The sequence below is a fragment of the Streptomyces sp. YJ-C3 genome (genome assembly GCF_053891275.1).
Window position 1 is genome coordinate 3,319,398 of record NZ_CM132685.1, and the last position, 21,439, is coordinate 3,340,836.

Sequence of the window (21,439 nt, forward strand, 5' to 3'; positions counted from 1 at the left end):
CGTGCCACGGAACAACCCGAGGACGCCGAGCAGCGCGGCCCGTCGACTACGGGCCGCAACCGCCTGGCCATCGTGACCGCTGTCCGGCAACGCACACGGCCTGCAACGACCAACTGCATCCAAGGGCGCAGAGACAAAGCCACGGCATCTGCACCCTTGGATGCAACTGAGGCTCTGGATATCGCGCATACTCCGTCGAAATGGCTACGTTGCGGGCCATGGCTCAGATCACCAACGCGACACTCGCCACGCAGGCGCCGATCCGCTTCTTCCCCAGGCATGCCCGACTTGCCGTCGTGGAGGCGCGCCCCACCGTCCAGGTGGTCTTCCTGCTGCGGTATGTGATCGGTGCCGCCTCGCCCGCCCACGCGCACGCCGTCAGCCTGCTGCGTCTGACCGCCGGAGGCCTGGCCTGGTGGCTGGCCGTGATCGCCGCCTATCTGGTCAACGGGGTCATGGACGTCAAGGAAGACCGCGCCAACGGCTCCGCCCGGCCCATCGCCACGGGCGCCCTGCCGGTGCGGACAGCCGCCGCACTGACCGCACTGGCCGCAGTGGGTTCGCTCGTGTCGGCAGCGTGGATACCAGGACTTGCTGTGTGGGTGGCGGCCTTCCTGCTGCTGGGTTGGCTCTACTCGGCGCCGCCGCTTCCGGCCAAGCGCTGGAGCACCGCCTGTGCCGTCGTGGTGTTCGGTCTCGGCTGGACGTCGTTCGCGGGCGGCGCGGCCACGACCGGAGACGGGCTGAGCCCCGCGGGGCTCGTCGCCGCCGGGGCGCTGAGCACCTGGATGGCCTTGGTGGGGTCGGTCGTCAAGGACCTGAGCGACGTCGACGGCGACGCCACGGGCGGACGCAAGACAGTGGCCGTCCGCCACGGCGCGGCATCGGCCCGCGCCCTCGGAGTGGCCGGCGCGCTCATCGTGGGGGTCTGCTCGGTCCTCGCATCGATCGCCTGGGCGCCCTCAACACTGATCGGCACCACCGTCCTAGCGGTCGGAGCCGTCTGCGTCGTCGTCCAGATTCTGCGCACCGCCCGGGTCGACCCCGCCGACAAGCACCGCCATCGCAGCGCCTACCGGGCCTTCATGCGCACCCAATACGTCGCGAACAGCGTGCTGTTGCTCTTCGCGCTGATCCGCGGATCCCTCTGATCCCCATGGCGAACCGGAAAAGAGTGGAGGGCCGACGCCAAGGCGTCGGCCCTCCATCGGGCATGTACCGCACGCGGCCCCTCAGGCCGAAGCGCCGGGCCGGGTCAGACCCGGCCGAACGCCTTGTTCACTGCGTCGATCCGAGAATCAGCCTGCAACTTCCCGTAGATATTGCTGAGATGACGCTTGACCGTCGCGGTCTCGATCCCGAGTTCACGGGCGATCTGACCGTTGGTCCGAGCCATCGAGACCCGCTCGAGGATCTCCCGCTCACGGCACGACAGACCGGCACAGGCCGCAGGCCGGGCCGGCGCGGCAGCTCCCGGCACACGCCCGTCCGCTTTCGCGGCGACCTCAGACCGGGCCGGCACGAGCCGGTCAGCGGCGTCATAGGCCCGAGCCCCCGCATACAGACGGCTTCCCGTACTGCTCCGAAAAGCCGTGCTTGCCAAGAGCAGCGCGTCCGTCCGTCGTGCGGCGACCTCGTACTGGACAGCAGTACGCAGCGACGGCTGCATCGCGCTCCACAGAATGTCCACCGCGCGCACCGATTCCGCCATGGCGATCCCCTGCCCGGCGCGGTCGACCCCCACGAGCTGCGAGAAGGAACGGGCCTCAGTCGAATCCGACGACCCGCGCCCTGCCAGAGCCGAGGCGCACTCCTCCACGATCGACCGGGCCTGGTCGCGACATCTGGGCCAGGCCTCCTGGTGCATCGCCAGTGGACTGCGGACTGTGAGCAAGGCGTTGCGATACGTGCGAATGACATCGGGAATTGCGGTGTGCATGAACTGTGCCGCGGCCGGATAGTGCATGTTCCCCTCCTGGACGCCCTTTCTGTGAAACAGGTGGCCGAGCCGATCTGCCTGCGCTCCGGAGCGGCGTCGGGCAACCGGGGCGACGAGACCCAAGCTAGCCACGAGCAAGGCTCCGGACAGCGCCTACCTGGCTAAATCAGAACGACCTTTTCGGAACGCGTCCGGAGTCCCGCCAGTGAGCGCGACTTTGGCAGGTACCTCTGGCCTGCCCGCCTATCACCGGTGTAACAGAAGCCGCTGAACGTCGAGTTGGATGCACCCTAGGGTGCAGTTGCCCTCCTCAATCCTCGAGCCGCGATCGAATTCTCGTAATCTTCAGTCGTGTTGGAGAGCAGCCGGCGTTATTTCAGTGCCGACTGCCCCAAGAATTCCCGCCGATATCGCTGACCGCGATCGACCCTTCTTAGGGGCGCCGTTCAGCCCGGCCGGAACAACCATCTCAGGGGCCTGTAGAAGGAGGAAGCAACAATATGGAGCTCAGGGTGGATCGCCTGGCCGGCCTGGGGGACTATTTCGGCCGCTTGACGGACGAAGGCAAGATCCCCGGCTGGTCCGCCATGGTGTCCCAGCACGGGGAGACCAAGTACGAGTCCTCCGGCGGAATGGCGAACATCGCCGCAGGCATCCCGATGCAGGCCGACAGCATCTTCCGCACCTGGTCGATGAGCAAGCCGATGACCTCGGTCGCCTTCATGACCCTCGTCGAGAAGGGCCTGGTCGGGCTGAACGACCCGGTGGCCGACCACCTCCCGGCCTTCGCCGGCCAGCGGGTCTACCGCGCCGGCCTGCCCGCATCCCCCATCACCGAGGGGCTGGTGGAGCCGATGCGGATGTGGCACCTGCTCACCCACACCTCCGGTCTCGGCTACGGCGCGCACCAGTCCCACGCGGTGGACACGCTCTATGTCAACCAGGGCCACACGGTGGAGCCGCCGGCCGGCACCGACCTCGCCGAAGCGGTCGAGACCTGGGCTTCCGTGCCGCTGCGCTTCCAGCCGGGTTCGGCGTGGAACTACGGCGTGAGCACCGACGTGCTCGGGCGCGTCATCGAGGTCATCTCGGGCAAGCGCCTCGACGTCTACATGCGGGAGGCTCTGTTCGAGCCGCTGGGCATGACGGACACCGCCTTCCTCGTCGATCCGAGCAAGAAGGACCGCTACGCGGAGATCTACAGCCCCACCGCCGACGGTGGCATCGAGCACAACGCGCCCGCGAGCGTCTACAACACGGAGGACCCGGTCTTCCTGTCGGGCGGCGGCGGCATCTACACCACCGTCGCGGACTACATGAAGTTCCTTGGCATGCTGGCGAACAACGGCAAGGTCAACTCCACGTCCGAGCAGTTCCTTTCGCCGCTGACGGTCGAGTCGATCCGCAGCAACCACCTGCCGGGGAACGTGCCTCTGGGCAACGGCTTCGGCAGCTGGGCCGTACCGGCGGTCAACGAGCTGATGCCCGCCTCCGGCTTCGGCCTCGGCTTCATGACGGTCACACAGCCGCAGGAGAGCCACATGCTGACCCGCAAGGGCGAGTACTTCTGGCTCTCCATGAGCAGCGCGAACTACTTCATCGACCCCTCGTCCGGCGTGAGCGCGCTCGTCTCCCCGCAGCTGTACCCCTCGCGCACCCTGCCGATCACCAACCGTCTGCGGCAGTTCGTCTACCAGGCGTTCTGCTGAGGCGGGACGACGGTAACCATGGACTCCACAGCGCTGATGGCGGACCCGTCCGCCGCCGAGCCGTCGTCCGTCGAGGTCTCGCTCCGGTGGGGTGACGTCGACTCCTACGGCCACGTCAACAACTGCGAGATCGTACGGATCATCGAAGAAGCCCGGATCAGGTGGCTCATGGCCAGCGGTGTCTTCGAGGGAGAGGCCGCCGTCGTCGCCTCACATGACATCGGATACCTGCGACCGCTCAGGTACTCGCTCGAACCGATCCGGGTCGAAGTGTGGACATCGAATGTCCGGCGATCCAGCTTCGAATTCAACTTCCGCCTCCTCGACGCCTCGAAAAAGGTCAGCGTCCGAGCAGTGAGCCGGATGGTCATGTTCGACCTCAGCTCCCAGGAGAGCTGCGTAATTGGCCCGGCGTTGCGCCGGCATCTCGAAGACTCCCGCCGGGACCGTCTCTAACCGGTCCTGCCGAACCGTCAGTTCCTAAAAGAAAGCTGAGGAATTCCATGGCGACTGCTGAGGCATCGTCCCCACCCCGCGCAGAACACCAATCCACCATGGGCACGCTGGGACTTGCCACGGTCCTCGTCGCAGCAGCACTCACCATGATTGACGCCTCCATCGTCAACGTGGCACTGCCGTCGATCCAGCAGACCTTCCACACCGGCACCTCGGTGGCGCAGTTCATCGTCAGCGGCTACGTCATCGCCTACGCGATCTTCCTGGTGCTCGGTGGCAAGCTCGGCGACCGCTACGGCCGCCGACGGATGCTCCAGATCGGCATCCTGGCGTTCACCGTCACCTCCCTGGCCTGCGGGCTCGCACCGAGCATGGGCTTCCTGATCGGGGCCCGCGTGCTGCAGGGCGCGGCAGCTGCCATCCTGCTGCCGCAGGGCCTGTCGACCATCCAGACCTCACTGGTGGAATCCGCCAAGGCCCGCGCCATCGGCCTGTACGGGGCGATCGGCGGCCTTTCCGCAGCGGCCGGGCAGCTGCTCGGTGGCGTGCTGGTCTGGGCCGACATCGCCGGTCTCGACTGGCGGCCGATCTTCCTGGTCAACGTCCCGCTGGGCATCCTGGCGATGATCGGGGCACAGGCCCAGGTCCCCGACACCAAGGGCGCGCCGGGCCAGACGATGGACATCGGCGGCACCGTGCTCCTGGGCCTCGGCATTCTGACGCTGCTGATCCCGCTCAGCGTCGGCCGCCAAGAGGGATGGCCGCTGTGGTGCTGGGCGCTCCTCGTGGTCGCCGTGGTCTGCGGGATCGCGCTGTGGCGCTACGGACGCCGACTCGAGGCGCGCGGGCGCATCCCGCTGATCCCGCCCTCGCTGGTTCGCCTGCGCGCGGTCAACCGCGGGCTGCTCATTCTCGGCGGAGGGTTCCTGGTCTTCAGCGGCTTCTCCCTCGCGGTGCCGCTCGCACTGCAGAACGGCAACGGCATGAGCGCGGTGGAGTCCGGTATCTCCGTGGCACCGCTGGCGGTCGGAGCGTTCCTCGGCTCCCTGCGCGCACCGAAGCTCATGGGCCGTATCGGCGTGCGCACCGTCCAGGCGGGCACCGCAGTCCAGGCTGTCGGTCTCATCCTCCTGATCGGCGCGGCCCGCCTGTGGTGGCCCCACCTTCACTTCTACGACCTGCTCATCCCGATGTTCCTGATCGGAGTCGGCAACGGTCTGTTCATCCCGCCGGTCTTCCGAACGATCCTCTCCTCGCTCCCGCCGGATCAGGCCGGTGCGGGCAGCGGGATCATGTCGACCGCCCAGCAGACCGCGGTCGCGGCCGGCACGGCGATCCTCGGCCAGGTGTTCATCACCATCGCGGCCGACAGCGGCATGAACCTCGGGTTCGTGATCGTCACCGCTGTGTTCCTCGCCGTGGGCCTCCTCATCTGCCTCTTCGGCACCGCCGCACTGCAGCAGAAGAGCGACGCCTAAAGCGTCCCTGCGGGCCTCGGCCTCGGATCCCTCACCTACCCGGAGTGACACATGCTCATCGGTGACCTGTTCCTCAACGGCAACGCCGTGTCCTACCCGGCCAACCGAGTTCCGGTGGCCGAGGCGCTCGCCCAAGGCCTCGTCCGCGACTACGACGAGACCATCGGCAACCCGAGCGTTCCCGTCTTCGACGAAGAGGCCCCAGCCGCCGACATGGCCGTCGACGCGCTGCGCACCGCCCTCAAGTCCGCCGACACGAATGCCTCGGACGTCGACGTCCTGATCCACTGCGGATGGTGGCACCAGGGCTTCGACATCTGGAGCGCGGCGCACTACGTCGCCCACCAGACCGAGGCCCTCGGAGCCCTGCCGATGAATCTCTCGCAGGGCTGCAACGCGCCGATGGCGGCGCTGGAACTGCTCACCCGCTCCATGAAGGCCGACGCCTCGCTCAGGACCGGCGCCGTCACCACCGCCGACGCCATGCAGTTCCCGCAGATCGACCGCTGGAACCTCAACTACGGCTGTGTGCACGGCGATGCGGGGACCGCACTCCTGGTCTCCCGCAATGCCGCCGCGCACAACTCCTTCCGCATCGTGTCGCTCGCCAGCAAGGCCGCCCCGGAACTCGAGGTCATGAACCGCGCCGGGTACCGGCCGACCCCCGGCCCCGCCCTGCGCGACGGCGGAACGGTCGACCTCAAGGCGGCCAAGAAGGCCTATCTCACCGAGTACGGCATGGCCGGCTTCGGGGAGAGGTCCCGCGCCAGCCTCCTCGGGTGCGTGTCCCAGGCCCTGGCGGAGGCCGGACTCGACGGAAGCGAGGACCACATCCGCTCCGTGGCCGTGCCGCGGCTGAGCGGAAAGATCTTCGAGACCGTGTACCGCGGCCACCTCGCCCCCGTCTTCGGCGAGGACAAGCTCTCCTGGTCCGGGGACCTCACCGCCCACCTCGGTGTCGCCGACGTGGGCGCCAACATCGAGGACATGGCCCAGGACCGGGATCTGCGTCCCGGTGACATCTGCATCGTCGTCAATGCCGGCGGCGGCTACACCTGGTCGTGCCTGGTGCTGGAGTGCGTGTCCGCCTGACATCCCTCCCGCACATCACAGCAGCCGATCCCATGAGCGACCTGACCGATACATCCCAGTCAGCCAGCTCCATTCGAAAAACACTGAGAAGGAATACATCATGACTACTGCCGTAATCTCCGACGAGCTCATTCGCGAGACCACTCTCGACATCATCGTCGACGAGCTCGAACTCGACGTCGAGCCGGACGAGGTCGACGCGCAGGCCGACCTGATCGATTTCTACGGCGCCGACTCCCTCGGCCTGATCCAGGTCCTCGCCCGCGTGAACAAGCAGCTGTCGATCCGCGTGCCCCGCGAACTCGCCGTGGATCTGCGTACCGTCGACCTGCTCGTCCAGCAGATCATCGCGATACGTGACTCCAAGGACGGCGGCCAGTGAGCCCCGCACGCCGGGTCGTGGTGACCGGCCTGGGATGCGTCAGCAGCATCGGCACCGGAGCGGCGGAATTCACCGCGGGCATCAAAGCCGGCCTGAGCGGCGTGACACCCATCACCGCCTTCGACAGCAGCGACTTCCCCTCCCAACTCGCCGGTGAAGTAACGGACTTCGATCCGGCCGGCATCGTCAGCGTCATCCGCCCCAACGAGTGGGGGCGCACCGCCCACTTCGCAGCGGCCGCGGCCCGCCTCGCGGTCCAGGACGCAGGCATCGAACTCGACGAGGACACCCGCACCACCACGGGCGCCATCATCGGCACCACCAATGGCGAGGCCCCGTCCGTCGACACCTTCACCCAGCAATGGCTGACGGACGGGCCCGCCGCAGTCGACGCCGACGTGATCCGCAAGATCCCGGCCGGCAACATCGCGGCGGCCGTCTCGGTCGAACTCGGCCTGCACGGCGAGACACTGGTGATCCCGACCGCCTGCTCGGCGGCCAACTACGCCATCGGCAGCGCCGCAGACAAGATCGTCGCCGGTGAGGCCGACGTGATGGTCGCGGGCGGCGCCGACAGCGTCAACCGCTTCACCCACGCCGGATTCCAGAGCCTGGGCGCCGTCGCCGACGACGTGCCCCGGCCGTTCGACCAGGACCGCACCGGAATCGTCACCGCCGAGGGCGGCGCGGTGCTGATCCTCGAGGAGCTGGAGCACGCCCGAAGCCGCGGCGCTCACGTCTACGCCGAACTGCTCGGCTACGGACTCAGCTGCGACGCCCACCACATCGTGCACCCGGACGCCGAGTCCATCGCCGAGTGCATCCGCAAGGCCCACACCAACTCGGGCATCACGGCGGCCGACGTCGACTACATCTGTGCCCACGGCACGGGCACGCCGACGAACGACATCACCGAGATCACCGCCACCCGGCTGGTCTTCGGCGACGAGCACCCGCCCATCAGCTCCATCAAATCGATGCTCGGCCACACGATGGGCGCCGCCAGTGGCTTCGGCGCGATCGCCTGCTGCAAGGCGATCGAGGAATCCTTCCTGCCGCCCACCACCAACCTGCGCACGGTGGACCCGGCATTCGGCCACGGCATCGACGTCGTCGGCTCCGGCGCCAAGACCGCAGAGGTCAAGGTCGCGCAGAACCACGGCTTCGCGTTCGGCGGCAACAACGCCATCACGATCTTCGGCGCCTACGACGACCACGAGCCCGTCGGCGCGGGCCACACACAGGGGGGACAACGATGAGCTCCGTACAGCGACTGCAGATTTCATGGGCGTCCGTACTCAGCGCCGCCGGCGTCGGCCTCGACGCCCTGCGCACCGCCTTGCGCACACCGGCCACACCCGGCAGCGCACCGGCTCCCGACACGACCGGCACCGACACGGAGGCCTACGACGGCCTGCCCGGACAGGTCGCCGCCGTACCGGACTTCAAGATCACCGACTACGTACCCCGCAAGGGAACGAAGAACCTCGACCGCACCACCCGCCTCGGGCTGGCGGCCAGCACGCTCCTCAAGCGTGAACTGACCGAGCGGTCCGAAGTCAGCGAGCGGTCCTGGGAGTCCACCGGTATCGCCATGGGCACGGTCGTCGGAAGCCTCCGCAGCAGCGTCGAACTCGACGTCGACATCATCGAGGGCAAGGGGATCGACCTCGTCAACCCCGCCGTCTTCCCCAACGTCACGATGAACTGCTGCGCCAGCCAGATCGCCATCTGGCACCGGCTCCGCGGCCCCAACTCCACCCTGGCCAACGGCACCGTCAGCACACTGTCCGCGCTGCAGTACGGCGCGCGCCTCATTCGCTGCGGGCACGCGGAGCGGATGCTCGTCGGCGGAGTCGAGGAGCTGTCGCCTCACACCGCCTGGGGCACCCGCCTGACCAAGAGCGTCGACGAGTCCGTCACCATCGGTGAGGGAGCAGCGCTCCTCGCCCTCGAACCTGCCGGCCCCGACGCCCCGACCGCGCTGGCCACGCTGACCGCCTGCGAGGTGCTGTTCGCCCCGCAGCGCACCCACAGCGGATACACCGGCGCGCTGCGCCGCGCCATCGTCCGCGCCCAGAACGCCGCCAGGGACGCCGGTGTCGAGATCAAGCTGGTCCTGCCCGGAACCGTCGGCACCTCGCTGGAGCAGAGCGAACACGTGGCTCTGGCATCGCTGGACGCCGAACGGGTCGACGTGCGCTCGGCGGTCGGCGAGTGCGGCGCCGCACTCGGTGCCATGCAGCTGACCGCCGCCCTCGCCCTGGGGGAGCCCGGCACCGGCGTACTGATCACCGGCATCGACGAATCCGGCGCGGTGGCTGCCGCGATCCTGACCGTCGAGGGGCGCACATGACCACCGATGCGACCCTCGCGGGCAGCCGCGTCCGCCGGGACCTGGTGCACCGCGCCAATGACCAGGAGATCCTCGTCTCGCCGCCCCGACAGGCAGCCGACGGCGGATACGTCAGCACGACGGTCACCACCGACCTCAGCCCCTACTACCGAGACCACCCGATCTCGCACTGGCTGGACATCCTCCTGCTGGTCGAGGCCTGCCGGCAGGCCGCGCTCAGCGCCGCCCACGAGTTCGAGGGCCTCTCCCACAACATCGCGTTCTTCTTCAACTCGATCGACGTGGAGCTCATCGACCCGGCAGCCCTCGCGTCCCTCACCGCAGAGGCGACGGTGCGCACCGACTTCGAGCAACTGCGGCTGCGCAGCGACGGAACACCGAAGCAGATCGAGTACGCGCAGACGGTCACCGACGCCACCGGCCGTCCCCTTGCCCGCACGACCATGGCGGTGCAAGGTGTGCCCAAGCCCCGATACCCGGAGCTTCGCGCCTACCAGCGAGACGGCACACCCGCGCCGACCACCGCTGCCCTGCGCTCCGACGCGGCGCGGGCCGGCCTGAGCACACCTCGCAGCGTGGCCCGGACTCTGGCCACCAACGTGGCCATCGGCGAAGCGCACGCCGAGGGAGATCTCCTGAGCGCGTTGCTGGCCCCGGACCTCTCCAACGCGAGCCTCTTCGACCACGATTACGACCACTTTCCTGCCATGGTCCTGATCGAGGCGGGACGCCAGCTGGCCATTGCCGGCACCTACCAGCCCGCCACACAGGCCGTCACCGCGGTACGCGCCACGTTCGAGCACTTCGCCGAACTCGACCGCGAGACAAGCGTCGTGGCACGGCGCGGATCCCACTGGACCGACGTGGAGTGCGTGCAGGACGGCCTGGCCGTCACCCGTCTGTCGTTCGCCGTGGGCCCCGTCGCACCGGGAGACGGGGACGTGTCATGAGCCACGCCGTGTGGACCGACTTCCGCGGCGTCATGACCCCGCCGCTGCAGGAAGGGCTCAGGACCTACTGCGAAGGCAAGTCCTTCACCCCTGCGCAACTCGGGACGTGTCTGCGCTCCATCGCGGACCGGCACAACAGCCCGGACGGGATGGCCGTGCTGGATTCGGGGATCCTCGACGAACGGCAGTGGACAGCGGCCCTCGAGACGGAGCTGGCTGCCCAGTACCTCATCGAGGCCGATCTGTCCGAACTGGGCGCCGAATGGTGGGCCGACCGCAGGGTCGACACACGATGGCTCACCGCGCTGCGCACGTGGCGCGAAGCCGGGGTCTTCGTCGGCCTGATCTCCAATCTGCCCGTGGACTGGAAGGCACCGTTCGCCGAGTTCGCCGACTGGGACGGGCTGTTCGACGCGGTCCTCCTCTCCTGCGACCTGGGCACCCGCAAGCCCGAGCCGCAGATGTTCGAACTGGCCGAAGCGGTCTCCGGCCTGCCTGCCCCGTCCAACGTCCTCGTCGACGACCTGGAAGCCAACGTCGCCGGTGCCCGGCGGGCTGGCTGGCAAGGCGTCATCGGCGGAGGCGACTCCACGGCCTCCGCCATCGCACACATCGAATCGTTCGTGCGCGTGCGCGCACATCAGCAAGGAGCAGCACGATGACCAATCGCACCGCGTTCGTCACCGGAGCCAGCCGCGGCATCGGAGCGGCCATCGCCACCGAGCTGTACAAGCGCGGCTACCGCGTCGTGGGCACCGCCCGCACCACCAAGCCCGAACTGGACGGCGTCTCGTTCGTCGAATGCGACGTACGCGACCCGGAGTCGGTCAGCCAGGCCGTCGACCAGGCGCGAGACATCCTCGGCGAGATCGACATCGTTATCAACTGCGCCGGGGTCATGAACGACGGGCCGCTGCTCACCCAGTCGCACGACGCAGTCCAGGACGTCTTGGACACCAACCTCAGCGGCTCCATCAACGTGGCCCGCGAAACGGTGCCGGACATGCTCGCGAACAAGTGGGGACGCCTGGTGTTCGTCTCCTCCATCGTGGCGCTGTGGGGCTCGCCCGGACAGGTCAACTACGCGGCATCCAAGAGCGGCCTGATCGGCCTCGCCCGCTCTCTGTCCTGGGAGCTCGGACGGGCCGGCATCACGTCCAACGTGGTGCTGCCCGGCCTGATCGAGACCGACATGATCTCTGACCTCTCGACGAAGCGGCGCGACGAGATCGTCTCCCAGACGGCGCTGCGCCGAGTCGGCCAACCCGAAGAGGTGGCCGCACTCGTCGCCTTCCTGGTATCCGACGAGGCAGGGTTCATCACCGGCTCCTCGATCCCGATCGGCGGCGGCGTCGGTATGGGCGTGTGACATGGCAGCCCACACGTATCCACTGGTCGACGCGGGCCGCCGACTGCCGCTGCCCGCGGTGGACGACATCCGGCCGACCCCCAACGGGTTCATCGGCCGCAAGAAAGTCGTCCCCGACGACCCGTACCTGTCCGGTCACTTCCCCGAACTGACCGTGTATCCCGGCGTCTTCCTCGTCGAGAGCCTGCAGCAGATGCTCGAACTGCACCTCGACGGCGCTCTGGGCGGGGTCGACCTGACAGAGCTGCGCTCTGTCCGCTTCAGCCGCCCGGCGCTGGCCGGCGACGTGGTCGAGCTGGACACCGACATCACCGGCGACCGCACCGACCTGCTCACCCACACCACCTGCAGCATCGACGGGCAGCGCTGCGCCCGCATCACGGCCAGATGGAGGTGCAGGACATGACGACCGCACCCGATCCGATCACCGCCTACCCCGATCCCGGGGACCTGCTGCCCTACGGCTACCCCGCGCTGCACATCGACCGGATCGTCGAGCACCGGCCGGGCACGCTCACGGCCGTGAAGGCCGTGACCTATCACGAGCTCGACCTGCACATCGGCCGCACCCGGCCGGCCGCCCTGCCCGCCAGCCTCACCCTGGAGTCCTTCCTGCAGGCCTGTGGACTCCTCCTCCTCGTGGAGTCCGCAGGCGACGAGAAGCAACTGCTGATCTTCGGCTCCGCACGCGGGGTGCGAGTCAAGGGAGCAGTGCACGCGGGTGAGCTCCTGGAGCACACCGTCACGCTGACGGACCGGGACGAGGAGACCGCCACGTTCAGTGGCGTGGCCCGCACCGGCGATGGCCGCGTCGTCCTCGAGGTGGACCGCGCCATCACCCTGCTGCGCCCGGCCGGCTCACTCGCCGACGCATCCGAGCGGAGCTGACATGCCCGCATGGCAGGAGAAGGAGAGTTACATGGGCTACCGCTACGTCGTCACCGCCCCCGGACAGGGAGTCCAGCGACCGGGAATGCTCCACCCCTGGCTGGAGGCCGTGCCCGGCGCTTGGGAACAGATCGACTCCTGGTCCCGCGCGGCCGGCTTCGACCTGCTGCGCGCCGGCGACGACGAGGCCCTCCTCGCCGACACGGCCTACGCCCAGCCGCTGATCGTCGCCGTGTCCGTGCTCGCCCACCAACTGCTGCGCAGCAGGCTTCCGGCGTTCCCCGACACGATCCTGTACGCCGGACACTCGGTCGGCGAACTGTCCGCGGCCGCGGGGGCCGGGCATCTCGGCGCGGCAGAGGCCGTCTCCCTGGCCAGAGTGCGGGGCGCGGTGATGTCACAGGCGTGCCGGGCCACGCCGACCGGCATGGCTGCGGTCATGCCGTCCAAGCGGGCAGGGGCCGGCGATGACGAACTCGTGGCAGCCGTGGAAGCCATGGGCGTCACCATCGCCAACTTCAACGGCAGTCACCAGTTCGTGGCCGCAGGCCCGGCGAACCTGATCGCAGCGCTGGCCGACGCACCTCCCACGGGCACCCGCGTGGCGCCCCTGAACGTCGCCGGAGCCTTCCACACCGAGGCCATGACGCCCGCGGTCGAGGCCTTCGACCGCGCCGTGAACGAGGCCGACTTCGTCCAACCCGCCTCCGACCTCCTCGGCAACGGCGACGGCGCCCTTGTCGCGAACTCCGACGAACTGCGCCGCCGGCTGATCACACAGCTCGTCTCACCGGTCCGCTGGGATCTGTGCGGGCACACGATCGCCCGTCTGGCCCCGGACGCACTTCACATCGAGCTGGCCCCGGCCGGACCGCTCACCCGGCTCCTTGCGCGAGCCAGGCCCGAAGCACGGGCCATCGCGCTGGCCGGCCCCGACGACATCGACCGCGTACTCGCCGAGGCCGATGCGGACCTTCACGCGCCCGAACCGGCGGGTGCCCGATGAGCACGACGGAGGAAGACCAAATGCACAGCGCCGTCGAGGAACTGATGGCTCTCAAGCAGGTCATCGCCGAAGGCGCGGATCCCCGCGCCACCGAACGCCAGCGCGCCAAAGGAAAGCTGACCGTCAGGGAACGGATCGACCTGCTGCTCGACGAGGGATCGTTCAACGAGATCGAGCCTCTGCGCCGGCACCGGGCAACCGGCTTCGGCCTGGAGGCCAAGAAGCCGCACACCGACGGTGTGGTCACCGGCTGGGGCACTGTGGACGGCCGCACTGTCTTTCTCTACGCGCACGACTTCCGGATCTTCGGCGGAGCACTGGGCGAAGCCCACGCCGAAAAGATCCACAAAACAATGGACATGGCCATCGCGGCCGGAGCCCCCCTGGTCTCCCTCAACGACGGCGCCGGCGCTCGTATCCAAGAAGGTGTCACAGCGCTCGCCGGCTACGGCGGAATCTTCCAGCGCAACACCCAGGCATCCGGCGTCATCCCGCAGATCAGCGTCATGCTCGGCCCCTGCGCCGGCGGCGCCGCCTACTCCCCGGCCCTGACCGACTTCGTCTTCATGGTCCGCGACACATCCCAGATGTTCATCACCGGACCGGATGTCGTGAAGGCCGTCACCGGCGAGGAGATCACCCAGAACGGTCTGGGCGGCGCCGACGTGCACGCCGAGACCTCGGGCGTCGCGCACTTCGCCTACGACGACGAGGAGACCTGCCTCGCCGAAGTGCGCTACCTCCTGTCGCTCCTGCCGCGAAACAACCGCGAGAACCCGCCGGCCCTCGACGCCGACGACCCCGCCGACCGGCGCTGCGACGACCTCCTCGACATCGTCCCCGCAGACGGCAACCGCCCCTACGACATGCGCGCCGTGCTCGAATCGGTCGTCGACGACGGCGACTGCCTGGAGATCCACGAGCGCTGGGCCACCAACGTGCTGGTCGCCCTCGCCCGACTCGACGGCCGGACCGTCGGCATCGTCGCCAACCAGCCCCGATCCCTCGCCGGCGTGCTCGACATCAACGCCTCCGAAAAGGCCGCCCGATTCGTCCAGATGTGCGATGCCTTCAACATTCCCATCGTGACGCTGCTCGACGTCCCCGGCTTCCTGCCCGGAGTCGACCAAGAGCACGGCGGCATCATCCGCCACGGCGCCAAACTGCTCTACGCCTACTGCAACGCCACCGTCCCGCGCATCCAGCTGATCCTGCGCAAGGCCTACGGCGGCGCCTACATCGTCATGGACTCCCGGTCCGTCGGCGCCGACCTGTCGTATGCCTGGCCCACCAACGAGATCGCCGTGATGGGCGCCGAAGGTGCCGCCAACGTCATCTTCCGCCGACAGATCGCCGCAGCCGACGACCCCGAGACCGAACGCACCCGCATGGTCAAGGAGTACAAGGCTGAACTGATGCACCCCTACTACGCGGCCGAGCGCGGCCTGGTCGACGACGTCATCGACCCCGCCGCCACCCGCGAGGTCCTCATCAAGTCCCTGGCGATGCTGCGCACCAAACACGCAGACCTGCCGTCCCGCAAACACGGCAACCCGCCCCAGTAGAAAGCGAAGCGACACCGTGACCACCGCAATCCCATCCGCTGCCGCGGCGGCCCCCCTGGTCCGCATCGAACGCGGCCACGCCACCGACATCGAGCTCGCCGCACTCACCGTGCTGCTCCTCACGCGGGCCGCCGCCGCGGAGACCACGGCCGACACGCCGTCGCACGCCCCCCAGGACACCCCTCGCTGGGACCGGCCGGAGCGACACGCCACCTACCGCTTCCCCGGCAGCTGGCGTCGAGGAATGTGACGTGGCCACCCACGACAGGACCGCGACCAGGACCAGTACGACGCGGACCGCCGACGAACCGTACCCCGCACCCCCGCTACTGGCCGGGGAGGAGGAACGAAGCGATGAGCTTCACATCTACCGAGGCAACGACTGAGGCCACCACCCCACCCGTACCGGAACCGACAAGCCGCGCGGTAACCGGCGAAGCGGCGAGCGCGCCGAGACCCCGCACCGACGGGACCGCGACGCGCAGCAAGGGAGAGAAAGCCGAATGAACGGCATGCGCAAGGTGCTCATCGCCAACCGTGGCGAAATCGCTGTCCGCGTGGCCCGGGCGTGCCGGGACGCCGGGTTCGCGAGCGTTGCCGTCTACGCCGAACCGGACCGGGACGCTCTGCATGTCCGCGCGGCCGACGAGGCCTTCGCGCTGGGTGGTGACACCCCCGCGACCAGCTACCTGGACATCCAGAAGGTGCTGCAGGCGGCGAAGGACTCCGGCGCGGACGCGATCCACCCGGGCTACGGATTCCTGTCGGAGAACGCGGAGTTCGCCCAGGCGGTGCTGGACGCGGAGCTGATCTGGATCGGCCCGCCGCCGCACGCCATCCGGGACCTGGGCGACAAGGTCGCCGCCCGGCACATCGCGCAGCGCGCCGGTGCCCCGCTGGTCGCCGGCACCCCGGACCCGGTCTCGGGTGCGGACGAGGTGGTGGCGTTCGCCGAGGAGCACGGCCTGCCGATCGCGATCAAGGCCGCCTTCGGCGGCGGCGGCCGCGGCCTGAAGGTCGCCCGCACGCTCGAGGAGGTGCCGGAGCTGTACGACTCCGCGGTGCGCGAGGCGGTGGCCGCGTTCGGCCGCGGTGAGTGCTTCGTGGAGCGTTACCTGGACAAGCCGCGGCACGTGGAGACCCAGTGCCTGGCCGACAGCCACGGCAATGTGGTGGTCGTGTCCACCCGTGACTGCTCGCTGCAGCGCCGCCACCAGAAGCTGGTGGAGGAGGCGCCGGCCCCGTTCCTCTCGGACGCCCAGCTGGAGGAGCTGTACTCCTCCTCGAAGGCGATCCTGAAGGAGGCCGGCTATGTCGGCGCGGGCACCGTGGAGTTCCTGGTCGGCGCGGACGGCACGATCTCCTTCCTGGAGGTCAACACCCGTCTGCAGGTCGAGCACCCGGTGACCGAGGAGGTCGCGGGCATCGACCTGGTGCGCGAGATGTTCCGGATCGCCGACGGCGAGGAGCTCGGCTACGGCGACCCCGAACTGCGCGGTCACTCCTTCGAGTTCCGCATCAACGGTGAGGACCCGGGGCGCAACTTCCTGCCCGCGCCGGGCACCGTCACCAGGTTCGAGGGCCCGGCCGGCCCGGGTGTCCGCCTGGATGCGGGCGTCGAGTCCGGCTCGGTGATCGGCCCGGCCTGGGACTCGCTGCTGGCCAAGCTGATCGTGACCGGCCGCACCCGCAAGGAGGCCCTGCAGCGGGCCGCCCGCGCGCTGGCCGAGTTCGAGGTCGAGGGCATGGCCACCGCCATCCCGTTCCACCGCAAGGTCGTGGTCGACCCGGCGTTCGCGCCCGAACTGACCGGCTCGCAGGACCCGTTCACCATCTTCACCCGGTGGATCGAGACCGAGTTCGTCAACGACATCCCGCCGTTCGCCCCGGCGGGCGCGGACGCCGAGGACGAGGACGGCGACCGCGAGACGATCGTGGTCGAGGTCGGCGGCAAGCGCCTGGAGGTCTCCCTCCCGTCGTCGCTCGGCATGTCGCTGGCCCGCACCGGTCTGGCGGCCGGCGCGAAGCCGAAGCGGCGCGCGGCCAAGAAGTCCGGCCCGGCCGCCTCCGGTGACACCCTCGCCTCCCCGATGCAGGGCACCATCGTCAAGGTGGCCGTCGAGGAGGGCCAGGAGGCCAAGGAGGGCGACCTGATCGTCGTCCTGGAGGCCATGAAGATGGAACAGCCCCTCAACGCCCACAAGTCGGGCACCGTCAAGGGTCTGTCCGCCGAGATCGGCGCCTCCCTCACCTCGGGCGCCGCGATCTGCGAGATCAAGGAGTGAACAACGCGGCGGCCGACGCCCCCACTGCTGACGGCCGCGGACTGCTCGCCTCCCTGCTCCCCCCGCACGTGGCAGCCGTGGAATCGTTCGGCACCGGGCTGTGGGACTCGCCGGGTGCGCTGTTCCCGGAAGAAGCAAGGCTCATGGCAGCGGCCGGAGCCAAACGCCGGCAGGAGTTCACCGCTGTCCGGGAGTGCGCACGGCGCGCGCTGAGAAGCCTTGGCGAGCCACAGGTTCCCCTGCTCCCCGGGCCACGCGGGGCCCCCGAGTGGCCGCCGGGGATCGTCGGGGCCATGACCCACTGCAATGGATACCAGGCGGCCGCCGTCGCGCGAGTGGATCACGGACTGGTTTCAGTCGGCATAGATGCCGAACCCCACGCAGAACTTCCCCCTTACGTAAGAGAGCTGGTGGTCGGCAACCGTGAGGCGGAGCAGCTCAGAGAACTCGCGGGCCGCTGGCCGAGCGTGCACTGGGGACGTGTGCTGTTCTCCGCGAAAGAGACAGTCTTCAAGGCCTGGTATCCCCTCGCCCGCAGTGAACTCGACTTCCTGCAGGCTGAGGTGTCGCTGTGGCCCGATTCCGAGGATGGCCGCAAGGGTGGCTTCAGGGCGGATCTTCTTCGCCCCGGCCCGGTTGTCGAGATCAGCGGCAAGTGGGGCGTCACCTGCGAAACGATCGCAACTGCTGCGGCGATCGACACGATCACCGGAGACGGCCCCGCGCTCCCGGAACCCGCCCTGCCAACATCAACGCTGAACTGACAAACCCACGGAGGATGAACCCATGCGTCTCGCGGACGGCCCGCAGGTGGAGAGCACGATCGAGATCGCCGCTCCCGCCTGGAAAGTCTGGGACCTGGTGTCAGACATCGCCACATCTGTCCGGCACAGCCCTGAACTACAGGAGGTCCAGTGGCTCGATGGCGCCGACAAGCCCGCTGTAGGAGCCTGCTTCGTCGGACGCAACCGCAACGGCGGGCTCGGAGAGTGGCAGACGGTCAGCCGCATCGTCACGATTGAGCCCGAACGCACCTTCCAATGGGAAGTCGTCTACTACGACGCCCGCCACGACAACGGCGAACCTCTATCAGTCTGGACATACCACATCGAACCGACCGAGGACGGCTCTGGCACCCGCTTGAAGCACGGCATGAAGCTTGGCACGACGCCCGGCCCCCTCCACGCGGTGATCGAGCGCAATCCAGAGCGGGAGGAACAGATCCTCGACGGCCGCTTCGCCATGCTGCGGACGGCCATCGACGGAACGTTGGCCGGGGTACGAACCGAGGCGGAAGCGTAGCGCCAACGGGCGACGCTCTTCGCGCACTGGCGCTGTCGGCATGTCCGAGATGCTCAGCGAGACAACGGTTCTGATCACTTGCGGCCGATCGACCAGCAACTGGGGAAGAACGCCGGCCTCACCTCTGCCGACGAGGCGTTCCGGCTACTGGTCGCGGTACTGGCGGCCGCGGACGAACGGCGCCGCGACTTCTTCCGTGCCGGTGGATGCGGTCACTGGTGGCACACCCCGCCCGTCGCCGGCAGGTGATGACAGATCTCCCACCGCTGTTCTCGGCCTCTGGGCTCGATCCGCGGCAAGACGGGCTGAGGCCAGTGCTCACGCGCCCGTGTCGTCGGCGTCGGAGCCGATCATTGCGCTCGTGGGTCCAGGTCGTGCGGATGGCGTGCGTCTCGGTGAGTGCGCCGACCGGAAGGTCGGGAAGGCGTCGTGGGCTGGGGGGCTCGATGCTGATGCTGCGGGGGTGCTTGCGGTGCGGACAGGGGACGGGACGGGGTTGGGGCGCGGCTCCCGGTCAGGTGGTGAGTCGTCAGGAAAGTCGGCAATCGGTCAGCACCAGTCCGGAAAAACCTGAGGAATCCCTCCCGGACATGCGACTCGTTGTAGGCTGTGGTTACAGCCCTTGACCTGCAAAAACGCAGGCAGGGAGCCTCAGTCCGGGAGTAGCTCGATGCTGCGAACTATGTTCAAGTCCAAGATCCACCGTGCCACCGTCACCCAGGCCGACCTGCACTACGTCGGCTCGGTCACCATCGACGCGGACCTGCTCGACGCCGCCGACCTGCTGCCCGGCGAGCTCGTGCACATCGTCGACATCGACAACGGCGCCCGCCTGGAGACCTATGTCATCGAGGGCGAGCGCGGCTCCGGAGTCATCGGGATCAACGGGGCGGCCGCCCACCTCGTGCACCCGGGCGACCTGGTGATCATCATCAGCTACGCTCAGGTCGACGACGCCGAGGCGCGGTCCCTGCGGCCCAAGGTCGTGCACGTGGACCGGGACAACCGCATCGTGGCGCTCGGAGCGGACCCCTCCGAACCGGCCCCCGGCGGCGACACCCTGCGCAGCCCCCAGGCGGTCCCCGCGGGCTGACCCGGAGCCCTGCCACGCGAGGAGAGCCATGAGCGACATCGAGATCCAGGACGACCGCGAACAGGGCCTCCTCCTGGCCCGTGCGGGCGGCGCCGGCGGGGAGATCGTCGGCTACATCCAGTACTTCGTGCTGGAGGAGCCGGAGCGCGCCCTGGTGCCCGTGCACACCATCGTGGAGCCGGCGCACGAGGGGAAGGGCATCGCGGGCTCGCTGGCCCGCGAGCTGTACGCGACGGCCGCCCGCGAGACCCTGGCGGTCGCGCCGCTCTGCTCGTTCGTCGTCGAGTGGGCCGAGCGGCACCCCGGCGAGGCGCCCGCCGCCCCCGCCGGGCTGCTGGAGGCCGCCAAGGCGGCACTGGCCGCCGACCCGGGCAAGTGGTGACCGGAACGGACCGCTGCATAGGGTGCCGATCATGACGCTGGCACTCCTGCACACCTCACCGGTGCACGTCCCCACGTACGACGGACTGCGCGACGCGCACCACCCCGGACTCGCGCTGCGGCACCTCGTCCACGAGGACCTGCTGGCGCGGGCCCGGGCCGAGGGACCCGACGCCGTGGCCGACGACATCCGTGCGCTCCTGTCGGCGGCGGTGGCCGACGGCGCCGACGCCGTGGTGTGCACCTGCTCCACCATCAGCGGTGTCGCGGAGGCGCAGTCCGCCGCGGTCGGCGTGCCGGTGCTGCGCGGGGACCGCCCGATGGCGGCGCGCGCCGTCGCCGCGGGGGAGCGCGTCGTCGTCATCGCCACCGTGTCCAGCACCCTCGGCCCGAGCACCGCCCTGGTCGAGGAGGAGGCCGCGCGGGCCGGCCGCGCGGTCGAGGTGCGCGCGGTACTGGTGCCAGGGGCCTGGGAACGGTTCGAGGCGGGTGACCGCGAGGGGTATCTCGACCTGGTCGCGGCGGCCGTCGACGCCGTCACCGACGCGGACGCGATCGTCCTCGCGCAGCCCTCCCTCGCCGACGCCGCGAACCGGGTCCGCACGACGCTGCCGGTCCTTTCGAGTCCGCGTACCGGTCTGGAAGCCGGCGCCTCGGAATGCGCGGCCCCCGGAACGGCTTAGCTTGGGGGAGTTGCCGAGCAGGACCGAGCGAGGAGGAGTCACCATGGCGGAGCGCGACACGGACGTCGTCATCAGCCCCACCGGTTGGGTCGCGGACCAGGCCCGTACGTACGAGGAGTCCGGCGGCACCAAGGGCACCACCATCCAGGGCGTCCCCTGTCTGCTGCTCGACTACCAGGGCCGCCGTTCAGGTCAGTGGCGGCGCACCGTCCTGATCTACGGCCGGGACGGCGACGACTACCTGATCGTGGCCTCCAAGGGCGGCGCCGACGACCACCCGCTGTGGCTGCTCAACATTCAGGCCAATCCGGAGGTCCGGCTGCGGGTCGGCACCGAGCGGTTCGCCGCCCGGGCCGAGACGCTCCCGTCCGAGGAGAAGGCCCGGGTCTGGGACTCCCTGGTCGAGCTGTTCCCGCAGTACGCCGATTACCAGAAGAAGACCAGCCGGGACATCCCGGTGGTGCGCCTGACCCGCACGGACGGGTGACGTCCGGGCCGCAGGAGT

At 69.1% G+C, this 21,439-nt stretch carries 25 protein-coding genes and 1 pseudogene; 25 read left to right on the plus strand and 1 reads right to left on the minus strand.

Translation table 11 applies throughout. The annotated features are described in order from the left end of the window. The first annotated feature begins 218 nt into the window (after positions 1 to 218). A complete protein-coding gene (locus ACVHNB_RS14465) occupies positions 219 to 1,151 on the plus strand; it encodes a UbiA family prenyltransferase (RefSeq protein WP_428950773.1) in 933 nt (310 codons plus the stop codon). A gap of 104 nt (positions 1,152 to 1,255) precedes the next feature. Here the strand turns inward: ACVHNB_RS14465 and ACVHNB_RS14470 are convergent, their stop codons facing one another. Continuing rightward, positions 1,256 to 1,966, minus strand: a complete 711-nt coding sequence (locus tag ACVHNB_RS14470) for a response regulator transcription factor (protein ID WP_456228271.1) — start codon at positions 1,964 to 1,966, stop codon at positions 1,256 to 1,258. A gap of 473 nt (positions 1,967 to 2,439) precedes the next feature. Between ACVHNB_RS14470 and ACVHNB_RS14475 the strand changes: the two genes are divergently transcribed. The 24 genes and pseudogenes from ACVHNB_RS14475 (at position 2,440) to ACVHNB_RS14590 (ending at position 21,421) form a co-directional block, all read left to right on the plus strand. Further along, positions 2,440 to 3,648 carry a serine hydrolase domain-containing protein gene (locus ACVHNB_RS14475; protein WP_428950771.1) on the plus strand — a complete coding sequence of 403 codons (1,209 nt, stop codon included), beginning with the start codon at positions 2,440 to 2,442 and terminating at the stop codon, positions 3,646 to 3,648. A gap of 18 nt (positions 3,649 to 3,666) precedes the next feature. Then, the gene (locus tag ACVHNB_RS14480; RefSeq protein WP_428950770.1) at positions 3,667 to 4,104 is read left to right on the plus strand and encodes an acyl-CoA thioesterase; all 438 of its coding nucleotides are present in this window, start codon (positions 3,667 to 3,669) and stop codon (positions 4,102 to 4,104) included. Positions 4,105 to 4,202: 98 nt separating this feature from the next. Continuing rightward, entirely contained in the window at positions 4,203 to 5,582 is a 1,380-nt protein-coding gene (locus ACVHNB_RS14485) for an MFS transporter (RefSeq protein WP_456228272.1), read from the plus strand. A gap of 51 nt (positions 5,583 to 5,633) precedes the next feature. Continuing rightward, positions 5,634 to 6,674, plus strand: coding sequence for a 3-oxoacyl-[acyl-carrier-protein] synthase III C-terminal domain-containing protein (locus ACVHNB_RS14490; protein WP_428950768.1), 1,041 nt, complete (start codon positions 5,634 to 5,636; stop codon positions 6,672 to 6,674). Positions 6,675 to 6,774: 100 nt separating this feature from the next. After that, complete coding sequence (locus ACVHNB_RS14495) at positions 6,775 to 7,056, plus strand: acyl carrier protein (RefSeq protein ID WP_428950767.1); 282 nt, start codon at positions 6,775 to 6,777, stop codon at positions 7,054 to 7,056. Then, positions 7,053 to 8,315 (plus strand): beta-ketoacyl-[acyl-carrier-protein] synthase family protein, encoded by a 1,263-nt coding sequence (locus tag ACVHNB_RS14500; protein WP_428950766.1) that lies wholly within the window; start codon positions 7,053 to 7,055, stop codon positions 8,313 to 8,315. Before ACVHNB_RS14495 ends, ACVHNB_RS14500 begins: the two co-directional genes overlap by 4 nt. Continuing rightward, positions 8,312 to 9,412, plus strand: coding sequence for a beta-ketoacyl synthase N-terminal-like domain-containing protein (locus ACVHNB_RS14505; protein WP_456228273.1), 1,101 nt, complete (start codon positions 8,312 to 8,314; stop codon positions 9,410 to 9,412). Before ACVHNB_RS14500 ends, ACVHNB_RS14505 begins: the two co-directional genes overlap by 4 nt. Further along, positions 9,409 to 10,362 carry an AfsA-related hotdog domain-containing protein gene (locus ACVHNB_RS14510; RefSeq protein ID WP_428950764.1) on the plus strand — a complete coding sequence of 318 codons (954 nt, stop codon included), beginning with the start codon at positions 9,409 to 9,411 and terminating at the stop codon, positions 10,360 to 10,362. The genes ACVHNB_RS14505 and ACVHNB_RS14510 overlap by 4 nt, the downstream gene beginning before the upstream one ends. Further along, positions 10,359 to 11,024, plus strand: coding sequence for an HAD-IA family hydrolase (locus tag ACVHNB_RS14515; protein ID WP_456228274.1), 666 nt, complete (start codon positions 10,359 to 10,361; stop codon positions 11,022 to 11,024). The genes ACVHNB_RS14510 and ACVHNB_RS14515 overlap by 4 nt, the downstream gene beginning before the upstream one ends. Next, positions 11,021 to 11,731, plus strand: a complete 711-nt coding sequence (locus tag ACVHNB_RS14520; protein WP_456228275.1) for an SDR family NAD(P)-dependent oxidoreductase — start codon at positions 11,021 to 11,023, stop codon at positions 11,729 to 11,731. The genes ACVHNB_RS14515 and ACVHNB_RS14520 overlap by 4 nt, the downstream gene beginning before the upstream one ends. 1 nt (position 11,732) lies before the next feature. After that, on the plus strand, positions 11,733 to 12,137 hold the full coding sequence (locus tag ACVHNB_RS14525) for a 3-hydroxyacyl-ACP dehydratase FabZ family protein (protein ID WP_428950761.1): 405 nt from the start codon (positions 11,733 to 11,735) through the stop codon (positions 12,135 to 12,137). Beyond that, the gene (locus ACVHNB_RS14530; protein ID WP_428950760.1) at positions 12,134 to 12,619 is read left to right on the plus strand and encodes a 3-hydroxyacyl-ACP dehydratase FabZ family protein; all 486 of its coding nucleotides are present in this window, start codon (positions 12,134 to 12,136) and stop codon (positions 12,617 to 12,619) included. The genes ACVHNB_RS14525 and ACVHNB_RS14530 overlap by 4 nt, the downstream gene beginning before the upstream one ends. 1 nt (position 12,620) lies before the next feature. Further along, a complete protein-coding gene (locus ACVHNB_RS14535; RefSeq protein ID WP_428950758.1) occupies positions 12,621 to 13,625 on the plus strand; it encodes an ACP S-malonyltransferase in 1,005 nt (334 codons plus the stop codon). A gap of 20 nt (positions 13,626 to 13,645) precedes the next feature. Continuing rightward, a complete protein-coding gene (locus ACVHNB_RS14540; RefSeq protein WP_428950757.1) occupies positions 13,646 to 15,190 on the plus strand; it encodes an acyl-CoA carboxylase subunit beta in 1,545 nt (514 codons plus the stop codon). A gap of 16 nt (positions 15,191 to 15,206) precedes the next feature. After that, positions 15,207 to 15,440: an acyl-CoA carboxylase epsilon subunit gene (locus tag ACVHNB_RS14545; RefSeq protein ID WP_428950756.1), complete on the plus strand. Its 234-nt coding sequence runs from the start codon at positions 15,207 to 15,209 to the stop codon at positions 15,438 to 15,440. 262 nt (positions 15,441 to 15,702) lie between these two features. Beyond that, complete coding sequence (locus ACVHNB_RS14550) at positions 15,703 to 17,475, plus strand: acetyl/propionyl/methylcrotonyl-CoA carboxylase subunit alpha (protein WP_456228887.1); 1,773 nt, start codon at positions 15,703 to 15,705, stop codon at positions 17,473 to 17,475. 143 nt (positions 17,476 to 17,618) lie between these two features. Then, positions 17,619 to 17,747, plus strand: a pseudogene (locus ACVHNB_RS14555) (phosphopantetheinyl transferase); the annotation flags it as partial. Between the two features lie 21 nt (positions 17,748 to 17,768). After that, positions 17,769 to 18,239 carry a 4'-phosphopantetheinyl transferase family protein gene (locus ACVHNB_RS14560; RefSeq protein ID WP_456228888.1) on the plus strand — a complete coding sequence of 157 codons (471 nt, stop codon included), beginning with the start codon at positions 17,769 to 17,771 and terminating at the stop codon, positions 18,237 to 18,239. Between the two features lie 22 nt (positions 18,240 to 18,261). Next, positions 18,262 to 18,777: an SRPBCC family protein gene (locus ACVHNB_RS14565; protein ID WP_456228276.1), complete on the plus strand. Its 516-nt coding sequence runs from the start codon at positions 18,262 to 18,264 to the stop codon at positions 18,775 to 18,777. A 78-nt stretch (positions 18,778 to 18,855) separates the two neighbouring features. Then, positions 18,856 to 19,026 carry a DUF5958 family protein gene (locus ACVHNB_RS14570; RefSeq protein WP_456228277.1) on the plus strand — a complete coding sequence of 57 codons (171 nt, stop codon included), beginning with the start codon at positions 18,856 to 18,858 and terminating at the stop codon, positions 19,024 to 19,026. Positions 19,027 to 19,447: 421 nt separating this feature from the next. Continuing rightward, complete coding sequence (gene panD / locus ACVHNB_RS14575; RefSeq protein WP_428950752.1) at positions 19,448 to 19,870, plus strand: aspartate 1-decarboxylase; 423 nt, start codon at positions 19,448 to 19,450, stop codon at positions 19,868 to 19,870. A gap of 28 nt (positions 19,871 to 19,898) precedes the next feature. Next, positions 19,899 to 20,252 (plus strand): GNAT family N-acetyltransferase, encoded by a 354-nt coding sequence (locus ACVHNB_RS14580; protein ID WP_428950751.1) that lies wholly within the window; start codon positions 19,899 to 19,901, stop codon positions 20,250 to 20,252. 31 nt (positions 20,253 to 20,283) lie between these two features. Then, positions 20,284 to 20,934, plus strand: a complete 651-nt coding sequence (locus ACVHNB_RS14585) for an aspartate/glutamate racemase family protein (RefSeq protein ID WP_456228278.1) — start codon at positions 20,284 to 20,286, stop codon at positions 20,932 to 20,934. A gap of 43 nt (positions 20,935 to 20,977) precedes the next feature. After that, positions 20,978 to 21,421, plus strand: a complete 444-nt coding sequence (locus ACVHNB_RS14590; protein WP_428950749.1) for a nitroreductase family deazaflavin-dependent oxidoreductase — start codon at positions 20,978 to 20,980, stop codon at positions 21,419 to 21,421. Positions 21,422 to 21,439 lie beyond the last annotated feature (18 nt).